The organism is Streptomyces sp. NPDC088766 (assembly GCF_044750845.1).
Lineage (GTDB): Bacteria > Actinomycetota > Actinomycetes > Streptomycetales > Streptomycetaceae > Streptomyces.
Genome location: NZ_JBIVKQ010000026.1, coordinates 21353 through 37893, shown reverse-complemented (window position 1 = coordinate 37893; position 16541 = coordinate 21353). Strand labels below are relative to the sequence as shown.

15 protein-coding genes are annotated in these 16541 nt (G+C 70.9%); 4 read left to right on the top strand and 11 right to left on the bottom strand.

Annotation, left to right across the window (positions count from 1 at the left end):
* Positions 1–6 precede the first annotated feature (6 nt).
* Both ACIP5W_RS29135 and ACIP5W_RS29130 read right to left on the bottom strand, forming a co-directional pair.
* Positions 7–141 (bottom strand): DUF397 domain-containing protein, encoded by a 135-nt coding sequence (locus ACIP5W_RS29135; protein WP_401479810.1) that lies wholly within the window; start codon positions 139–141, stop codon positions 7–9.
* Positions 101–1018 (bottom strand): helix-turn-helix domain-containing protein, encoded by a 918-nt coding sequence (locus ACIP5W_RS29130; RefSeq protein ID WP_401480005.1) that lies wholly within the window; start codon positions 1016–1018, stop codon positions 101–103. Before ACIP5W_RS29130 ends, ACIP5W_RS29135 begins: the two co-directional genes overlap by 41 nt.
* Positions 1019–1198: 180 nt before the next feature.
* Between ACIP5W_RS29130 and ACIP5W_RS29125 the strand changes: the two genes are divergently transcribed.
* Positions 1199–1654, top strand: coding sequence for an ATP-binding protein (locus ACIP5W_RS29125; protein WP_401479807.1), 456 nt, complete (start codon positions 1199–1201; stop codon positions 1652–1654).
* 177 nt (positions 1655–1831) lie between these two features.
* Here the strand turns inward: ACIP5W_RS29125 and ACIP5W_RS29120 are convergent, their stop codons facing one another.
* A complete protein-coding gene (locus ACIP5W_RS29120; protein ID WP_401479804.1) occupies positions 1832–2374 on the bottom strand; it encodes a YbjN domain-containing protein in 543 nt (180 codons plus the stop codon).
* Between the two features lie 136 nt (positions 2375–2510).
* Complete coding sequence (clpB, locus tag ACIP5W_RS29115) at positions 2511–5111, bottom strand: ATP-dependent chaperone ClpB (protein WP_401479801.1); 2601 nt, start codon at positions 5109–5111, stop codon at positions 2511–2513.
* Positions 5112–5227: 116 nt separating this feature from the next.
* On the opposite strand from clpB, the gene ACIP5W_RS29110 reads away from it, so the two are divergent.
* Positions 5228–5641, top strand: a complete 414-nt coding sequence (locus ACIP5W_RS29110; RefSeq protein WP_401479799.1) for a pyridoxamine 5'-phosphate oxidase family protein — start codon at positions 5228–5230, stop codon at positions 5639–5641.
* A 234-nt stretch (positions 5642–5875) separates the two neighbouring features.
* On the opposite strand, the gene ACIP5W_RS29105 is transcribed toward ACIP5W_RS29110, so the two are convergent.
* Entirely contained in the window at positions 5876–6214 is a 339-nt protein-coding gene (locus ACIP5W_RS29105; protein WP_401479796.1) for a hypothetical protein, read from the bottom strand.
* A 318-nt stretch (positions 6215–6532) separates the two neighbouring features.
* Here ACIP5W_RS29105 and ACIP5W_RS29100 point away from each other — a divergent pair, with 318 nt between their 5' ends.
* Both ACIP5W_RS29100 and ACIP5W_RS29095 read left to right on the top strand, forming a co-directional pair.
* Entirely contained in the window at positions 6533–7552 is a 1020-nt protein-coding gene (locus ACIP5W_RS29100) for a helix-turn-helix transcriptional regulator (protein ID WP_401479793.1), read from the top strand.
* A 5-nt stretch (positions 7553–7557) separates the two neighbouring features.
* A complete protein-coding gene (locus ACIP5W_RS29095; RefSeq protein WP_401480002.1) occupies positions 7558–8550 on the top strand; it encodes a helix-turn-helix transcriptional regulator in 993 nt (330 codons plus the stop codon).
* Here the strand turns inward: ACIP5W_RS29095 and ACIP5W_RS29090 are convergent.
* From ACIP5W_RS29090 to dnaK, 6 genes are all read right to left on the bottom strand, one after another.
* Positions 8508–9479 (bottom strand): LuxR C-terminal-related transcriptional regulator, encoded by a 972-nt coding sequence (locus ACIP5W_RS29090; RefSeq protein WP_401479790.1) that lies wholly within the window; start codon positions 9477–9479, stop codon positions 8508–8510. The genes ACIP5W_RS29095 and ACIP5W_RS29090 overlap by 43 nt on opposite strands.
* Positions 9480–10732: 1253 nt before the next feature.
* Positions 10733–11848: a substrate-binding domain-containing protein gene (locus tag ACIP5W_RS29085; protein WP_401479787.1), complete on the bottom strand. Its 1116-nt coding sequence runs from the start codon at positions 11846–11848 to the stop codon at positions 10733–10735.
* Positions 11849–12354: 506 nt separating this feature from the next.
* On the bottom strand, positions 12355–12807 hold the full coding sequence (locus ACIP5W_RS29080; RefSeq protein ID WP_382791957.1) for a heat shock protein transcriptional repressor HspR: 453 nt from the start codon (positions 12805–12807) through the stop codon (positions 12355–12357).
* 5 nt (positions 12808–12812) lie between these two features.
* Positions 12813–13994, bottom strand: coding sequence for a molecular chaperone DnaJ (gene dnaJ / locus ACIP5W_RS29075; RefSeq protein ID WP_401479784.1), 1182 nt, complete (start codon positions 13992–13994; stop codon positions 12813–12815).
* A gap of 36 nt (positions 13995–14030) precedes the next feature.
* Positions 14031–14684, bottom strand: a complete 654-nt coding sequence (grpE, locus tag ACIP5W_RS29070) for a nucleotide exchange factor GrpE (protein WP_366059078.1) — start codon at positions 14682–14684, stop codon at positions 14031–14033.
* On the bottom strand, positions 14681–16525 hold the full coding sequence (dnaK, locus tag ACIP5W_RS29065) for a molecular chaperone DnaK (RefSeq protein ID WP_401479779.1): 1845 nt from the start codon (positions 16523–16525) through the stop codon (positions 14681–14683). Before dnaK ends, grpE begins: the two co-directional genes overlap by 4 nt.
* Positions 16526–16541 lie beyond the last annotated feature (16 nt).

Genomic DNA, 16541 nt, shown 5'->3' with positions numbered 1-16541 from the left:
CTCTCATCAGGGACGGCGCTGCCCGGCCTTCAACTCGCCTATGAAGGCGCCCCAGGCGGCGGCCTCGAAACACAGCGTGGGACCGTGCGGGACCTTGCTGTCACGGACCGGGACGACGGCTTCCCGGAACCCGTCGGCCACCTCCACGCAGTCGCCCCCCGCCTGATTGCTGTAGCTGCTCCTGCGCCAGACGACGCCGTTCAGATCGGGACGGGAGATTCGAGCCACGGTAGTTGCCCTCCATCGTGGACCGGATCATGTCGAGTGACATGAGCGGGGGCAGGGCTGCCGCCCGCAGCCGATCGTAAATCACCTTGTAGCGACTGACGTTGATCGGTTCTTCGATGAGCTGGCCATAGTCGGACCCTTCCGTGTAAGCCACTTCGGAACCGTCAGGAAGGACGAGGACCGTCAGCGAGCCACCCATCGCCTCATGTTCGCCTTGCTCGAATGGCAGCACCTGCACGGCGATGTGACGTTCCGCGGCAACGTCGAGCAACCGCGCCAACTGCTTTCGCATCACGGCGTGGCCACCGATCGGACGCCTCAGTACCGCCTCATCGAGGATCATGCACAGCTCTGGCCGGTTGGGCGAACTCAGCCGCCCCTGCCGTCCCATTCGGGCTGTCACGCGCTCCTCCAGCTGCTCCTCGCCGTCCAACAGCGCGTCCAGACTGAGAACCGCCCGCGCATAGTCTTCCGTCTGCAACAGACCCGGCACCACGTGTGCCGCGTACTGCCGGACGGCCACCGCCCGTGCCGAGTACTCCATGAACTTCCTCGACCAGTCCGGGAACGCCTCCCGGTAGACGTACGGCCACAGCTCCACCAACAGGTCGTCCGCGCCGAGGGCCGTGTCCAGCGCGCGTGCCAGTTCCAGGGTCGGCTTCGCTCCGGACGCCCGCTCGATCTGGGTGATGCGCGTGCTCACCACGTGCGTCCTGTCGCCCAGTTCGGCCTGGGTCAGTCCGGCCGCCGTGCGGAGCCTGCGGACCCGCGCGCCGAAGAGGGCCGCCATGGACGTGCTGGGGTCAATTCCGTTGGCCAAGGCGTCACTTCCGTTCCTTACGGGAGGAAAAGTAAGGCTGTGTCACCTGTTGAGCGTAGGGCGACCTGCCGATCCTTGGGTACGGAACGTGACGAAGCGTGTACGTCACGGGAGTTCTCCCCCTTCACAGCGGACAAGGACGGACAAGCCGTGCTGACAGCAACGACCACCCCGGGGCAGGAACTGCCCTCCTTCGCGGCGCGGTTCGCCTCCACACCTCGCGGTGCGCGGCTCGCCCGGCGTCTGACCGTCCGGCGGCTGGAGGAGTGGGGCCACGCACCGATGTCGGACACCTCGTGCGCGGTCGCGCTCGTCGTCGGCGAGCTGGCCGCGAACGCCGTGCGGCACGGCCGCGTCGCCGGGCACGACTTCGGGCTGCGGCTCGTCCTGGACGCGGCCGCGGGTCTGGTGCGGGTCGAGGTCGCGGACGCCGCCGCCGCGAAGCGGCCGCCCACGGCCGCGCCGTCGTCGTACCCCGAGGGCGAGTCAGGTCGAGGACTGCTCCTGGTGGACGTCCTGGCCGTGCGCTGGGGGACGGAGCCCCGTCACCCCGTGGGCAAGACGGTGTGGGCGGAGGTGTCCACCGGGGCCGCGGCTCAGTCGTGAACGGCGGCTCGGTCGTGACCGCGAGGGGGATCTCCCGGAGCCCCCGGTCCGGGTGTCCACAAGCTGTGGACGCCCGGACCGCGGCCCCGCACGGCGAGAGCCCGGCCCTGGCCCGCCACCCCTGAGGGGTCGCGGCCCTGGCCGGGCTCTCGTTCGCCTGGGGCGTGCAGCTGACGCCTACGCGTCGCCGGACTTGTCGTCGTCCTCGGGCTTGTCCGCCTCGTCGACCGAGGACTCCAGGCCGAGCTGCTCCACGAGCCACTTGTCGAACTCGATGGAGGCGCGCACCCAGCTCACCGTCGAGGAGACGAAGAACTCGATGTTGACGCCGGCGCCGATCAGCATCTGCGTCTCGCCGATGAGGCGGACGGTGCCGTCGTCGTGGGTGTGCGTGTAGACCTTGGGCCACAGGGTGCGGCGGTTCCAGTCGTCGATGGCCTCCAGGATCTGGGGCTTCTCGTCGATCTGGTGCGGACGGTCGAAGAACGTGCGCACCGAGTAGACCGCCTGGTCGCCCTCGCCGCGGAACATGAAGTACGTGCGGAATTCCTCCCACGGCGCCGCGAGGTCGCCCTCGTCGTCGACGACGTACTTCAGCTCCATCTGGTCGAGGAGCTGCTTCACGAGATCCTGATCCGGGACGACGGGGCCCGCCGGTTGCTGGGGCTGCGGCTCGGGCTGGCCCCCGAAGTTCGGAATCGAGGACGGGTCGATGGTCACCGTGATTTTCCCTTCGTACGGATCTGGCCATCCTCCCCCATGCGGGGCGGGGGGTGGCAACCCCCGCCCCGCAGGGTTCACCTCCGGTTGGCGTAATTCCGCTCAGGGCGTGCGGCCGGGCGGCCGCGGGCGCCGGTCAGAGGGTCTTCCCGGTCGGCGCGGGGCCCACGATCAGGCCGTCCCCGAAGGCGTCGACCCGGACCGTGTCGCCGTCCTTGACCTCGCCCGCGAGGATCTCCTTGGCGAGGCGGTCGCCGATGGCGGTCTGGACGAGGCGGCGCAGCGGCCGGGCGCCGTACGCCGGGTCGTTGCCCTCGTCGGCGAGCCAGGTGAGGGCCGCCTCGGTGACGTCCAGGGTGAGCCGGCGCTCGGCCAGCCGCTTGGCGAGCCGGTCGATCTGGAGCCGCGCGATCCGGGCCAGCTCCTCCTTGCTCAGCGCCGAGAAGACGACCAGGTCGTCGAGCCGGTTGAGGAACTCCGGCTTGAAGGACGCCCGGACCACCTCCAGGACCTGCTCCTTCTTCTCGGCCTCGGTGGAGAGCGGGTCGACCAGGTACTGGCTGCCCAGGTTGGACGTCAGCACCAGGATAGTGTTGCGGAAGTCGACCGTGCGGCCCTGTCCGTCGGTGAGGCGCCCGTCGTCGAGGACCTGGAGCAGGATGTCGAAGACCTCCGGGTGCGCCTTCTCCACCTCGTCCAGCAGCACCACGCTGTACGGCCTGCGCCGCACGGCCTCGGTGAGCTGGCCGCCCTCCTCGTAGCCGATGTAGCCGGGCGGGGCGCCGACGAGCCGGGCCACGCTGTGCTTCTCGCCGTACTCCGACATGTCGATGCGGATCATGGCCCGCTCGTCGTCGAAGAGGAAGTCGGCGAGGGCCTTGGCCAGCTCGGTCTTGCCGACGCCGGTCGGCCCGAGGAAGAGGAAGGAGCCGGTCGGGCGGTCGGGGTCGGCGATGCCGGCCCGCGAGCGGCGTACGGCGTCGGACACGGCCCGGACGGCCTCGCCCTGGCCGATGAGCCGCTTGCCCAGCTCGTCCTCCATGCGCAGCAGCTTCTGCGTCTCGCCCTCCAGGAGGCGGCCGGCCGGGATGCCGGTCCAGGAGGCGACGACGTCGGCGATGTCGTCGGAGCCGACCTCCTCCTTGACCATGGTGTCCCTGGCGGCCTCCTCCTCGGCCTCGGACGCGGCCTCCAGGTCGCGCTCCAGGGACGGGATCTCGCCGTACAGCAGCTTGCTGGCGGTGTCGAAGTCGCCGTCGCGCTGCGCCCGTTCGGCCTGGCCGCGCAGGTCGTCGAGCCGCTCCTTCAGCTCACCGACCCGGTTGAGGGACTGCTTCTCCTTCTCCCAGCGGGCGGTGAGGCCGCGCAGCTCCTCCTCCTTGTCGGCGAGATCGCGGCGCAGCTTCTCCAGGCGCTCGCGGGAGGCGGGGTCGGTCTCCTTGTCGAGGGCCAGTTCCTCCATCTTCAGCCGGTCGACGGCACGCTGGAGCTCGTCGATCTCGACGGGCGACGAGTCGATCTCCATGCGCAGCCGGGAGGCCGCCTCGTCGACGAGGTCGATGGCCTTGTCGGGCAGGAAGCGGGAGGTGATGTACCGGTCGGACAGGGTGGCCGCGGCGACCAGCGCGCTGTCGGCGATCTGGACCTTGTGGTGGGCCTCGTAGCGCCCCTTGAGGCCGCGCAGGATGGCGATGGTGTCCTCGACGGACGGTTCGGCGACGAGCACCTGCTGGAAGCGCCGTTCCAGCGCCGCGTCCTTCTCGATCCGCTCGCGGTACTCGTCCAGGGTCGTCGCGCCGACCATGCGCAGCTCACCGCGGGCGAGCATCGGCTTCAGCATGTTGCCCGCGTCCATCGCGGAGTCGCCGCCCGCGCCGGCGCCCACGACGGTGTGCAGCTCGTCGATGAAGGTGATGATCTGCCCGTCGGAGTCCTTGATCTCGGCGAGGACGGTCTTCAGCCGCTCCTCGAACTCGCCGCGGTACTTGGCCCCGGCGACCATGGCCCCGAGGTCGAGCGAGACGAGCCGCTTGTTCCTGAGGGACTCGGGCACGTCCCCCTTCACGATCCGCTGGGCGAGCCCTTCGACGACGGCGGTCTTGCCGACGCCGGGCTCGCCGATGAGGACCGGGTTGTTCTTCGTGCGGCGGGACAGGACCTGGACGACCCGCCGGATCTCGGTGTCCCGGCCGATGACCGGGTCGAGCCGGCCCTCGCGGGCGGCGGCGGTGAAGTCGGTGCCGAACTTCTCCAGCGCCTTGTACTGGCCCTCGGGGTCGGCGTTGGTCACCCGGCGTCCGCCGCGGGCCTTGCGGAAGGCCTCCAGCAGCTTCTTCGCGGTGGCCCCCTGCCGGTCGAGCACCTCGCCGGCCCGGCCGCCCTTCGCGGCGATCCCGATGAGCAGGTGCTCGGTGGAGAGGTACTCGTCGCCGAGTTCCCGCGCGCGCTCCTGGGCGTCCGCGATCACGGCGAGCAGTTCGCGGTTGGGCTGCGGGGGCGCGACGGTGGACCCGGCCACGCTGGGCAGCGAGCCGAGCACCTGCTCGGCGCCCGTGCGCACGGCGGCCTGGTCGGCGCCGGCGGCGGCGAGCAGATCGACGATGTTCTCGTTCTCCTGCCCCTGGAGCAGCGCGAGGAGCAGGTGTGCCGGGGTGAGGTCGGGGTGCCCTGCGGACAGGGCCCGATTGCCGGCGGTCTGGATGGCTTCTCGGCTCCGGTTGGTCAGCTCTGCGTCCACGGTCGCTGTCTCCTCCTTGCGTCAGCCCTCATCACTGACTCTGTCAGCGTACACAAACTTGAGTCTATTCCACTCAAGGTTGCGTCCGGGAGTCCCCCGGGAGCTAGGTTCAAGCCATGGCCGCATACCCCCAGGACCCGGGCGCTCCCGACGCGCCGTACCTCGACTTCTGGCGCGAAAGACACCTGTGCACTCTGACCACACCACGCCCGGACGGCTCTCCGCACGTCGTTCCGGTGGGAGTGACGTACGACCCCGAGGGCCGGCTCGCCCGGGTCATCGCGGACCGGGCGAGCACGAAGGTGCGCAACGTCCTGGCGGCCGGCGCGGAGGGCGCCCGGGTCGCGGTGTGCCAGGTGGACGGCAGGCGCTGGGCCACGCTGGAGGGCCGGGCCTTCGTCAGCGACGCGCCGGACCGGGTCGCGGAGGCGGAACGCCGTTACGCCGAGCGCTACGGCCGGGCCCCGCGCCCCAATCCCACGCGCGCGGTGATCGAGATCGAGCTGACGCGGGCGATGGGCCGGGGCTGAGGGGGCGACGGGCGCGACGCGCCGGGGACGCCCCGGGACACCCGGGGAGACCCGGGGGGATGACGGGCCGACCGGCGGGTGACCTGATCCGCATCAGCGGTTTCCGGCCACCTCGCCGGGGTCCGACAGCCGGAAATGTCCCCACGAACGACAGCGGCGTCACCGTGTTCAGGTCACGGTGACGCCGCTGCGGGGGGAAGTACCTGCGCGATCTGTTACGACGGGGGAATCGCGTCAGGCACTGCGGGGGGTGGCTGAGATGGTCCTGGGGGCGGCCGGACTCGCCGACTCCGCCAGTTGGTGGTCCCGCTGGTCCAGGTTGACGAAGATCATTCCGTATCGGATGGCACACCGTACGGGCTGGGGGGCTCCTCGGGGCCGCCGCAGACACCGGTACGCACGTACGTCGTCGTCCTCGTCCCGGGTCACGACGACCGGCTCCCCGAACACCGTCACCATCAACGAGTCACCACTGTGGGGGATGGCGGTGACCAGGTCGATGAAGTGCCAGCCGGAGCGGTAGGCCGTGGCCATCTCGCGTCGGAAGGAGCGGTCGTCAGGAGGAGTCGTCATCTGCCCGTCAGCCCCAACTGCTGTCGTCCGCGCCCGTCGGCGCCACGATGCCCCAGCTGCTGTCGCCGGCGACAGCGGTGCCCGGCTGCTTCGAACCCCAGCTACTGTCCACCGGGGCGCCGTTCTCCGTACCCGCGAGGCCACTCAGCACTCCGAAGGCCACAGCGGCAGAGAAGGCGGCGACAAGAACCGAGCGAAGCTTTCTCTTGCCCATAGTCGGCTTCGTCCTCACTTGATGGTCACCTCTTCCCCCGTCGAGTAAGACGATGGCTCATTCGGGCACGTCGTGGCCACACGATCGGTGCATCATGTTCCTGCATGTTCAGGACCCTGGGGGGTGGAAATTTGGTAACCATCGGGACTAAAGGGACACATCCCCATGCGGTGACCGAATTGTGTGAGGCCGGCGCCCGGCTGTACGCGCAGGCCCTGCGCGCCGGACGCATCGCACGCGTGGACGCGGAACCCGCTCCGTGCCTGATGGAGTCCGCCCTCCTGCACCCGGACCCCGACGACGCCGACTGGCTGCGTCCCGTGCCGCCGGCGGTCGCCCTGGCCCAGCGCCTGAACCCCATCGAACGCGAGATCAGCGAACACCGGCGGATGTCGATCCAGATCGCCGACGCCTTCGAACCCTTCATGGCACTGAGCGCGCAGTCCACCGCGTCCACGCACTCCATCACGGTCCTGGAGGGCTTCGACCGGATCAACTCCGCCCTCGACCTCGCCACCGCACAGTGCCGGTCCGAGATGCTCACCGTCCAGCCCGGCCAACGACGGCTGGAACACACCCTCGAACAGGCTCTCGACCGCGACAAGCCGCTGACCGACCGCGGGGTGCGCATCCGGACCCTGTACCAGCACACGGCCCGGCACAGCCCCGAGACGCTGGCCTACGTGGCCCAGTTCACCGACGGCAAGGTGGAGTACCGCACCATCGACGAACTCGTCGAACGCCTCATCATCTGCGACGAGACCGTGGCCTTCATCCCCACCCGCGACGACCGGCAGGTCGCGCTCGAACTGCGCCACCCCGGCCTCGTCCGCTACCTGATCAAGGTCTTCGAGTTCATGTGGAGCCGCGCCGTACCCCTGAGCGCGGGCGCCCCCTACGAACCCGCGCCGGACGGCATCACCGACATCCAGCACTCCATCGCCAAACTCCTGGTCGAGGGCCACGTCGACGAGGCGATCGCCCGCCGGCTCGGCATGAACGTCCGCACCTGCCGCGCGCACATCGCCAAACTCGCCTCGACGCTGGGCAGCGGCAGCCGCGCCCAACTCGGCTATCTCCTCGCGCAGTCCGGGATCCTCAAGCAGGGGGACACCGCGCCGTGAACCCGGTGAACACGCCGCCGCACCCGGAGCACGGTGTGGAGGAACTGTGCGCCGCGGGCCTGGAGCTGTACGCACGGGCCCTGCGGGACGGACACGTCACCGGGAAGGACACCGAGGAGGAGGCCCCCTGCCTGCTCGGCTTCGGTCTGCTGCACCCGGATCCCGGCGAACCCCGGGTGCTGAAACCGGTCGCCCCGGCCACCGCGCTGCACCGGTTCCTGCGCACCTCGGCGGCACGCGTCGCCGACGAACGACGGCGCGAGACCCTGCTGTTGGAGGAGTTCGAGCCGCTGATGCGGATCGACGGGCGGTGCGCCGCGGACGCGGAGGCGTCGGCCCTGCGCATCCTGAGCGGCACGGAGCAGATCAACCAGGCCATCACCGACGCCATGGACGAGGCGTCCCTCGAGGTCCTCTGCATCCAGCCCAGCAGCCACTACACGGGCGCCCGCGGCGAGGCCGCCCAGGCCGTCGCCATGCGCCGCGACCAGGCGCTCCTCGACCGCGGCGGCCGTATCCGCACCCTGTACCAGCACACGCAGCGGCACCGGCCCCTCGTGCTGTCCCGCTACGAACAGCTGCGGGGCGACGCGCAGGCCCGCACCCTGGACGAGATAACCGACCGCCTCCTCCTCGTCGACCGGACGGTGGCGTTCATCCCCGCCAACGCCGACCGCAGCCTCGCGCTCGAGATCCGCCACCCCGCGCTGATCTCCTTCCTGGTCACGGTCTTCGACCGGCTCTGGCGCCTGGCCACCCCCATGTATCCCGAGACGGTCACCCAGCCCACCCGCAACGGCGTCACCCCGCGCCAGCGCGCCATCGCCGCCCTCCTCGTCGAGGGCCACACCGACGCCGTCATCGCCGACCGCCTCGGCATGAACGTCCGTACGGCCCGCGTGCACATCGCCAAACTCGCCGCCACCCTCGGCAGCGAGAGCCGCGCCCAGCTCGGCTACCTCATCGGGCGCTCGGGGATCCTCGACCCGGAGGGCTGAGCGGGGTCCGCGGTGCGCGGCACGTCGAGGCCGACCTGGGCGATGCGCACGCCCAGCTGGGTACGGCTGGCCGCCCCGAGCGTCTCCGAGAGGCGGGCGATGTGCGCGCGGCAGGTGCGCACGCTGATGCCGAGGCGTTCGGCGATGACCGCGTCCTGGTGCCCCTCCGCCAGCAGCGCGGCGATGGACTGCTCGCGGTGCGAGACGCCCTCGACGCGGGTGTCGGGCAGCGCGGCGGACAGCGGGACCGCCAGCCGCCACAACCGGTCGAAGACCGTGCCCAGATAGGCGACCAGGGCCGGGTGGCGCAGCTCCAGCGCCATCGTGCGGTCGGCGTTGGCGGGGATGAAGGCGACCGTGCGGTCGAACAGGATCAGCCGGTCGACGACCTCGTCGAGGGTGCGGGCCTCGACCGCGTCGCCCATCAGCTCCAGGTAGTTGAGCAGGCCCTGGCCGTGCCGGGCGACATGGTTGTAGAGGTCGCGCATCCGCACGCCCCGCCCGCGCAGGGCGAGCGCCCGGTGCAGCCCCTCCGACAGTTCGTGCTCGCGCCGGATGCCGCCGGGCTGCACCGTCAGCACCTCGGTGGTGCACGCCTCCGTCGCCTCGTCGAGAGCCGCCTGGATGCGGGAGGAACCGTCCAGGACGCGGATCGCCGCGCCCTCCCCGGCCGGGCCGCCCGGCGCGGGCCCGCCGAGCCCGGCGTACCACTCGAAGGCGGCGACCGCCGAGCCCATCCGCAGCCGGCTGGCGCTCACCTCGTCGTAGAGTCCGCGCAGCAGCCGGGTCATGACCTCCTGCGGAGAGGTCGGAACCAGCCATTCCATGTCGTCGGGGTCGGGGTGCAGCAGGGCGAGGTCCAGCAGACAGGGCACCGGCTCGGCGTCCCGGCGCGGCACCCGGCCCCGCCGTACGGCCCGGGAGTACACGCGGTCCCCGGCCTCGCACAGTCGGTCAGCACCGTGAGGATGCTCCTCCGCCCCGTGCCCGGCCATCGCCCATCCCACCCCCGCTGTCCGCGTGTCGCGCGTCGTCCGCGTTTTCCGCAGCGCAACTATGCGCGGCCCCGGACCGGCTCCGCAATACGGCTCCTCCCCACGACCCCTTTGAATCCCGCCCATTTGCGTGGGTTCCTCCCGGCCTCCGCACCTCACACTGCAACAAGCTGATGCTCCCCGCGGACGCCCCGCGGGAACCTGTCCGTGTCCTCGCACGCCCGTGTGCCCCGCAACCCGCCGGACGATCACCACGTCTCGTCCCGCCCCCGGCACCCCCTCACCCCTTGCGGCGGCAGGCGGGACACGATGTCCTTACCTCCGGGGCCGACGCCGGCGCGGCCGGGCGGCCGCCGTACCGCTCCGGCCGGGTGAACGGGGCGACGGCGTCACCGGGACACCCCGATGGCCCTCGCGGCCACCGGCCGGGGCGTGACGGACGCCGTCACGGACACGCGGAACGCCGTCGCGGACGCGCGGAACGGCGCCCCGTGCGGGCATCCAGGTGCTCACGCCGAGGACCGAGGGGCCTCGACACCCTTGAGCGGGGGCGTACGCCGAGGGGCAGCCCCCGGCGGGTGCGGGCGCTGGAAGCGCGCCTGGCCGGCGTCCAGGGGCCCGGAGGGCGCTCCTGCCGCGCGGTGCGCCGACAGCACCTCGGGGAGCGGGCCGGACGGCACGGGCCGAGCCGTGCGCGGGCTGCGTGTGGGCTGGGTGCGGGCAGCGCCGGGCCGGGCCGGTCGATGCCGAGCCGGACAACGCCGGAATCCTGGGCGACCGCCCGACCGCCCGACCGCCAGAAGGCCCGGTACGGGGCGTGCGCGGGCAGGCGCCCGCTCCGGCGGCCCCGGGAGGCTGTACCGGCTCCGGCTACCGGCTACCGGCTACCGGCTGCGGAGGGGGCGGCGGCCCGTCCGGGCCGGCACCGGCGGCCGAGCGGGCCCGGCCCGGCTCCGCGCCGCCGGGCAACGTCCGCTCCGGCTGTGCGCGACGACGTCCGCCCTCTGCCCCGCCCCGCCCCGGGGGCGGCTTCGCCCGCGCGACCGGGACCGGGCGGCTCGACGTGACGGCTGCCGCCGGTCACCGTCACCCGCCGAGCGCACCGCGAGAGCGGCGCCGTGCGGCGTACGCCGGGCCGGCGGTGCTCGGGGAGTCCGCTCGCCGCCGTCCCGGGCGGCTCGCGCCGCTCAGTTCAGCCTGAGAGCCTGGCAGGCGGCCGCGTACTTGGCCGTGCAGATGTCGGACGGCTTGTAGATGCCGTCCGCGATGACGGTCTCCTTGATGTTCTTCTTCGTCAGCGCCACCACGGTGACCAGCTGGGCCGGGATGTCCTTGTCGGTGGGGCTGTCGACCTTGTCGCGGGTCAGGGCGTCGAACTCGATGTCGCGGCCCTGGACCTTGGCGACGGCCATCTCCGCGGCCGCCTCCGCCATCTGCGGGTAGGGCTTGTACACGCTCATGTACTGCTCACCGCTGAGGATCCGCTGCACCGCGGGCAGCTCCGCGTCCTGGCCGGTGATCGGGGGCAGTTCCTCGACGCCCGCGGCGCGCAGGGCCTTGATGATGCCGCCGGCCATGGCGTCGTTGGCGGAATAGACGGCCGCGATGTTGCCCTTGCCGATCTTCTCGATCGCCTCGGCCATGTTGGACTCGGCGAGCTCCGGGCTCCAGTCCTTGGTGTCGAAGGACTCGGAGATCGTCACCCGGCCGCTCAGCTCCGACATCGCGCCGTCCTTGAACTGCTTGGCGTTCGGGTCGGTCGGCGAGCCGTTCATCATGACGATCTTGTCGGCGGTGCTGGGCGTGTCGATCGCCTCGACCAGGGTGCGGCCCTGCACCTCGCCGACCAGCTCGTTGTCGAAGGAGACGTACGCGTCGATCGGGCCCTCGGCCAGCCGGTCGTAGGCGATGACCGGGATGCCGGCGTCCTTGGCCTTCTGCACGGTGTCGGCGATGGCGTGCGAGTCGACGGCGTCGAGCAGGATGATGTCGACCTTCTCGTCGATCATCCGCTCCATCTGGGTCACCTGCGTCTCGTTCTTCGCGGCCGCGTTGGCGTACTCCGTCTTGCCCTTGTTGCGGGTGAGGTCGGCGATCTTCGCCTTGATGATGGGGTAGTCGAACTCCTCGTAACGGGTGTTCGTCTCCTCCGGCATCAGCACGCCGACGGTGATGTCGTTGCTCTTCGTCGGCGTCGCTTCGCCGCTGTCCTCCGCCGCGCTCAGCATCCCGCATCCAGCGAGCGAGAGGGACATCGTGGAGGCAGCCACGGCTATGGCGATACGACGCATTCGAGGGCTCACTTCAGGTGCGTTCCGGACATGGGTGCGACATGTTGACCCAGGTGGCTCAAAAGCCAACGCGGCGGCGACCGCCGGCGTCAAGCCGTACTACTTAACGAAGTGACAACATCACACTCCGCTCAGCACGTGAAGACGCATGGAGACGGGACGGAAACCCTCCAAAACCCCTTTACGGACCCTTCACTCGACACGAGTTCACAAATCCGCGAACGACCGCACAGCCCCCCTCCGGCCCTCACGGACCGTCATCACGGCGGACCGCCCGGCCGTCCCGTCCGAACAGAGGGCCGCACGAAGTCGGCCGGCCCCGGCCGGCACCGGCTCCGGGTCCTCGCGCGTACGACACCCGGACCCGCGCGCAACGGCCGCCGGCGCCCGCCGGGACAGCGCGCGAAGGGCCCGTCCGGAGGACACGAAGGGGACCGGAGGACACGAAAAGGGCCCGGGGGACACGAAGGGGCCCGGAGGCATCGGCCTCCGGGCCCCTCGGGCGTGCTGTCGCGTCGTCAGTCCGCGGACTGCTGCCGCTTGGGCCGCCACACGACCAGGGCGCTGGTCTGCTGGACCTCCTGGTAGGGGACCAGGTCGCGCCGGTAGGAGGCGTGCACCGCGGCCTCGCGCTGGCGCATGGTGGCCGCCGCGCCGTCGAGAGCGTCCTCCAGCTCCGCGATGCGGGACTGGAGGGCCACGACCTGGTTCTCCAGCTCGATGATCCGCTTGATGCCCGCCAGGTTGATGCCCTCGTCCTGGGACAACTGCTGGACCGTGCGCAGCAGTTCGATGTCACGGGCCGAGTAGCGGCGGCCCCGGCCGGCGGTGCGGTCGGGAGACACCAGTCCCAGGCGGTCGTACTGGCGCAGGGTCTGCGGGTGCAGGCCGGAGAGCTGAGCCGCCACCGAGATGACGTAGACCGGGGTCTCCTGGGTCAGTTCATACGGATTGCGCCGACGGCCGTCCATCACTCTCAAGCTCCCTTCGCTGCCTCGAACAGCTCCGCCCGCGGATCCTCACCCGCGGTCGCCTCGCGATACGCCTCCAGTGCGTCCCGAGCCTTCCCCGAGAGGTCCTTCGGAACACTTACCTCCACGGTGACCAGCAGATCGCCGCGGGTGCCGTCCTTGCGGACCGCGCCCTTGCCGCGCGCCCGCATGGTGCGCCCGTTGGGCGTGCCGGGGGGCAGCTTCAGCGTGAGCGAAGGGCCGCCCAGCGTGGGCACCCTGATCTCGCCGCCGAGGGCGGCCTCCGTGAACGTCACCGGCACGGTCACCGTGAGGTTGTCGTCCTTGCGGCCGAAGACCGGGTGCGCGTCGACGTGGACGAGCACGTACAGGTCGCCGGCCGGGCCGCCGCGCTCACCGGGCGCTCCCTTGCCGCGCAGCCGGATGCGCTGCCCGTCGGTGACGCCCGCCGGGATGCGGACCTGCATGGTGCGGGAGGACTTGGCGCGGCCGCTGCCCTTGCACTCCATGCAGGGGTGCTCGGCGATCAGGCCGCGGCCCTTGCAGTCCGGGCAGGGGTCGGTCAGCGAGAACCCGCCGCCCGAGCCCCGCGCCACCTGACCGGTGCCGACGCAGGTCGGGCACACGCGCGGCGTGCCGTTCTTGTCGCCGGTGCCGGAGCAGGCCTTGCAGGGGGACTGCGAGGACATGCGCAGCGGGACCGTCGCGCCCTCGATGGCTTCCGTGAAGGTCAGGGTGACCTCGGTGTCGATGTCCTGGCCGCGCCGGGGCTGGGTACGGGTGCCCGTACCCGCGCCGCCGCGGTTGAACAGGCCCCCGAAGACGTCACCGAGTCCGCCGCCGAAGCCGCCGGCCGGGCCGCCACCGCCGCCCTGGGCGCCCCCGAAGAGGTCGCCCAGGTCGAAGTTGAAGGAGCCGCCCGCGCCCGGCCCCGGGCGGAAGCCGCCGTTGCCGAAGAGGGCGCGTGCCTCGTCGTACTCCTTGCGCTTCTTGGGGTCGCCGAGGATGTCGTTCGCCTCGGAGATCTCCTTGAAGCGCTCCTCGGCCTTGGCGTTGCCCTTGTTGGCGTCCGGGTGGAACTCGCGGGCGAGCTTCCGGTACGCCTTCTTGATCTCGGCCTCGGTGGCGTCCTTGGGGACGCCGAGAACCTTGTAGTAGTCCTTCTCGATGAAGTCCTTGGTGCTCATCCTCGACGTCCCTCCTTCCTCGTCCGCTCGTCAAGCTCAGCCCTCGTCCGGGCCACCGCTCTCCTTGTCGTCGCCGGCCTCCGCCTCGTCGCCCTTGACGGCCTGCGCGCCCGGCTGGGGCTCGGCGACCGCCACCCGCGCGGGGCGGATGGTGCGTTCGCCGATCCGGTACCCGGGCTGGAGAATCGCCACGCACGTCGTCTCGGTGACGTCCGGGGCGTAACTGTGCATCAGGGCCTCGTGGATCGTCGGGTCGAAGGGCTCGCCCTCCTTGCCGAACTGCTGGAGGCCCATCTTCGCCGCCACGGTCTCCAGCGACTCGGCGACGGACTTGAACCCGCCGACGAGTTCGCCGTGTTCCCGCGCGCGGCCGATGTCGTCGAGCACGGGCAGGAGTTCGGTCAGGAGGTTCGCGACGGCGATCTCCTTGACCGCGATCCGGTCCCGCTCGACCCGGCGGCGGTAGTTCTGGAACTCGGCCTGGAGGCGCTGGAGGTCCGCCGTGCGCTCGTCGAGCGCCTTGCGGGCCTGGTCCAGCTGGGCCACCAGTGCCACTGTCTGGTTCGCGTCCCCGGCCGGGGCCGACTCCTCCGCCGCGGCGGAGGAGTCGGCCTGCGGCTCGGCGTCTTCAGGGGTGGCGCCGGAGGGGACGTCGGGCTTCTCCTCGAAGCCCGGGGTCTCCTCCGTCACGCGGCACCGTCCTTGCGCTCGTCGTCCACGATCTCGGCGTCCACCACGTCGTCGTCGGCGGCCTTGGCGCCGGCGCCCGGCGCCTCGCCACCGGCGGCCTGAGCGGCCTGGGCGTCGGCGTACATGGCCTGGCCCAGCTTCTGGGAGACGGCCGCGACCTTCTCGGTGGCGGTGCGGATCTCGGCGGTGTCCTCGCCCTTGAGGGCTTCCTTCAGCTCGCCGAGCGCGCCCTCGACCTCGGTCTTGACCTCGCCCGGGACCTTGTCCTCGTTGTCCTTGAGGAACTTCTCGGTCTGGTAGACGAGCTGCTCGCCCTGGTTGCGGGCCTCGGCGGCCTCGCGGCGGCGGTGGTCCTCGTCCGCGTACTGCTCGGCCTCCTGGCGCATGCGGTCGACCTCGTCCTTCGGCAGCGAGGAGCCGCCGGTGACGGTCATCTTCTGCTCCTTGCCGGTGCCGAGGTCCTTCGCCGTCACGTGCATGATGCCGTTGGCGTCGATGTCGAAGGAGACCTCGATCTGCGGGACGCCACGCGGGGCCGGCGGCAGACCGGTCAGCTCGAACATCCCGAGCTTCTTGTTGTACGCCGCGATCTCGCGCTCGCCCTGGTAGACCTGGATCTGCACGGAGGGCTGGTTGTCCTCGGCGGTGGTGAAGATCTCGGACCGCTTGGTCGGGATCGTCGTGTTCCGCTCGATGAGCTTGGTCATGATGCCGCCCTTGGTCTCGATGCCGAGGGACAGCGGGGTGACGTCGAGGAGCAGGACGTCCTTGACCTCGCCCTTGAGGACACCGGCCTGGAGCGAGGCGCCGATGGCGACGACCTCGTCCGGGTTCACACCCTTGTTGGCGTCCTTGCCGCCGGTCAGTTCCTTGACCAGCTCGGCGACGGCGGGCATACGCGTGGAGCCACCGACGAGAACGACGTGGTCGATCTCGGAGAGGGCGATGCCGGCGTCCTTGATGACGTTGTGGAACGGCGTCTTGCAGCGCTCCAGCAGGTCGGCGGTCAGCTGCTGGAACTGGGCGCGCGTGAGCTTCTCGTCCAGGTGCAGCGGGCCCTCGGCGGACGCCGTGATGTACGGCAGGTTGATCGAGGTCTCGGTGGACGAGGACAGCTCGATCTTGGCCTTCTCGGCGGCCTCGCGGAGGCGCTGGAGGGCCATCTTGTCCTTGGCGAGGTCCACGCCGTGACCGGACTTGAACTGCTGCACCAGGTAGTCGACGACACGCTGGTCCCAGTCGTCACCACCGAGGTGGTTGTCGCCGTTGGTGGCCTTCACCTCGACGACGCCGTCACCGATCTCCAGGAGGGACACGTCGAAGGTGCCGCCGCCGAGGTCGAAGACGAGGATCGTCTGGTCGTCCTTGTCGAGGCCGTACGCGAGCGCGGCCGCGGTGGGCTCGTTGACGATGCGGAGGACGTTGAGACCGGCGATCTCGCCGGCTTCCTTCGTCGCCTGGCGCTCGGAGTCGTTGAAGTACGCCGGGACGGTGATGACCGCGTCGGTCACCTTCTCGCCCAGGTACGCCTCGGCGTCCCGCTTCAGCTTCTGCAGGATGAACGCGCTCATCTGCTGCGGGTTGAACTGCTTCCCGTCGAGCTCGATCTTCCAGTCGGTGCCCATGTGGCGCTTCACCGAGCGGATGGTCCGGTCCACGTTCGTGACCGCCTGGCGCTTGGCCACCTCGCCGACCAGCACCTCGCCGTTCTTGGCGAAGGCGACGACGGACGGCGTGGTCCTGGCACCCTCGGCGTTGGTGATGACGGTGGGCTCGCCGCCCTCCAGAACGCTGACGACGGAGTTGGTTGTGCCCAGGTCGATGCCGACCGCACGTGCCATGGTGATCTTCCTCCAG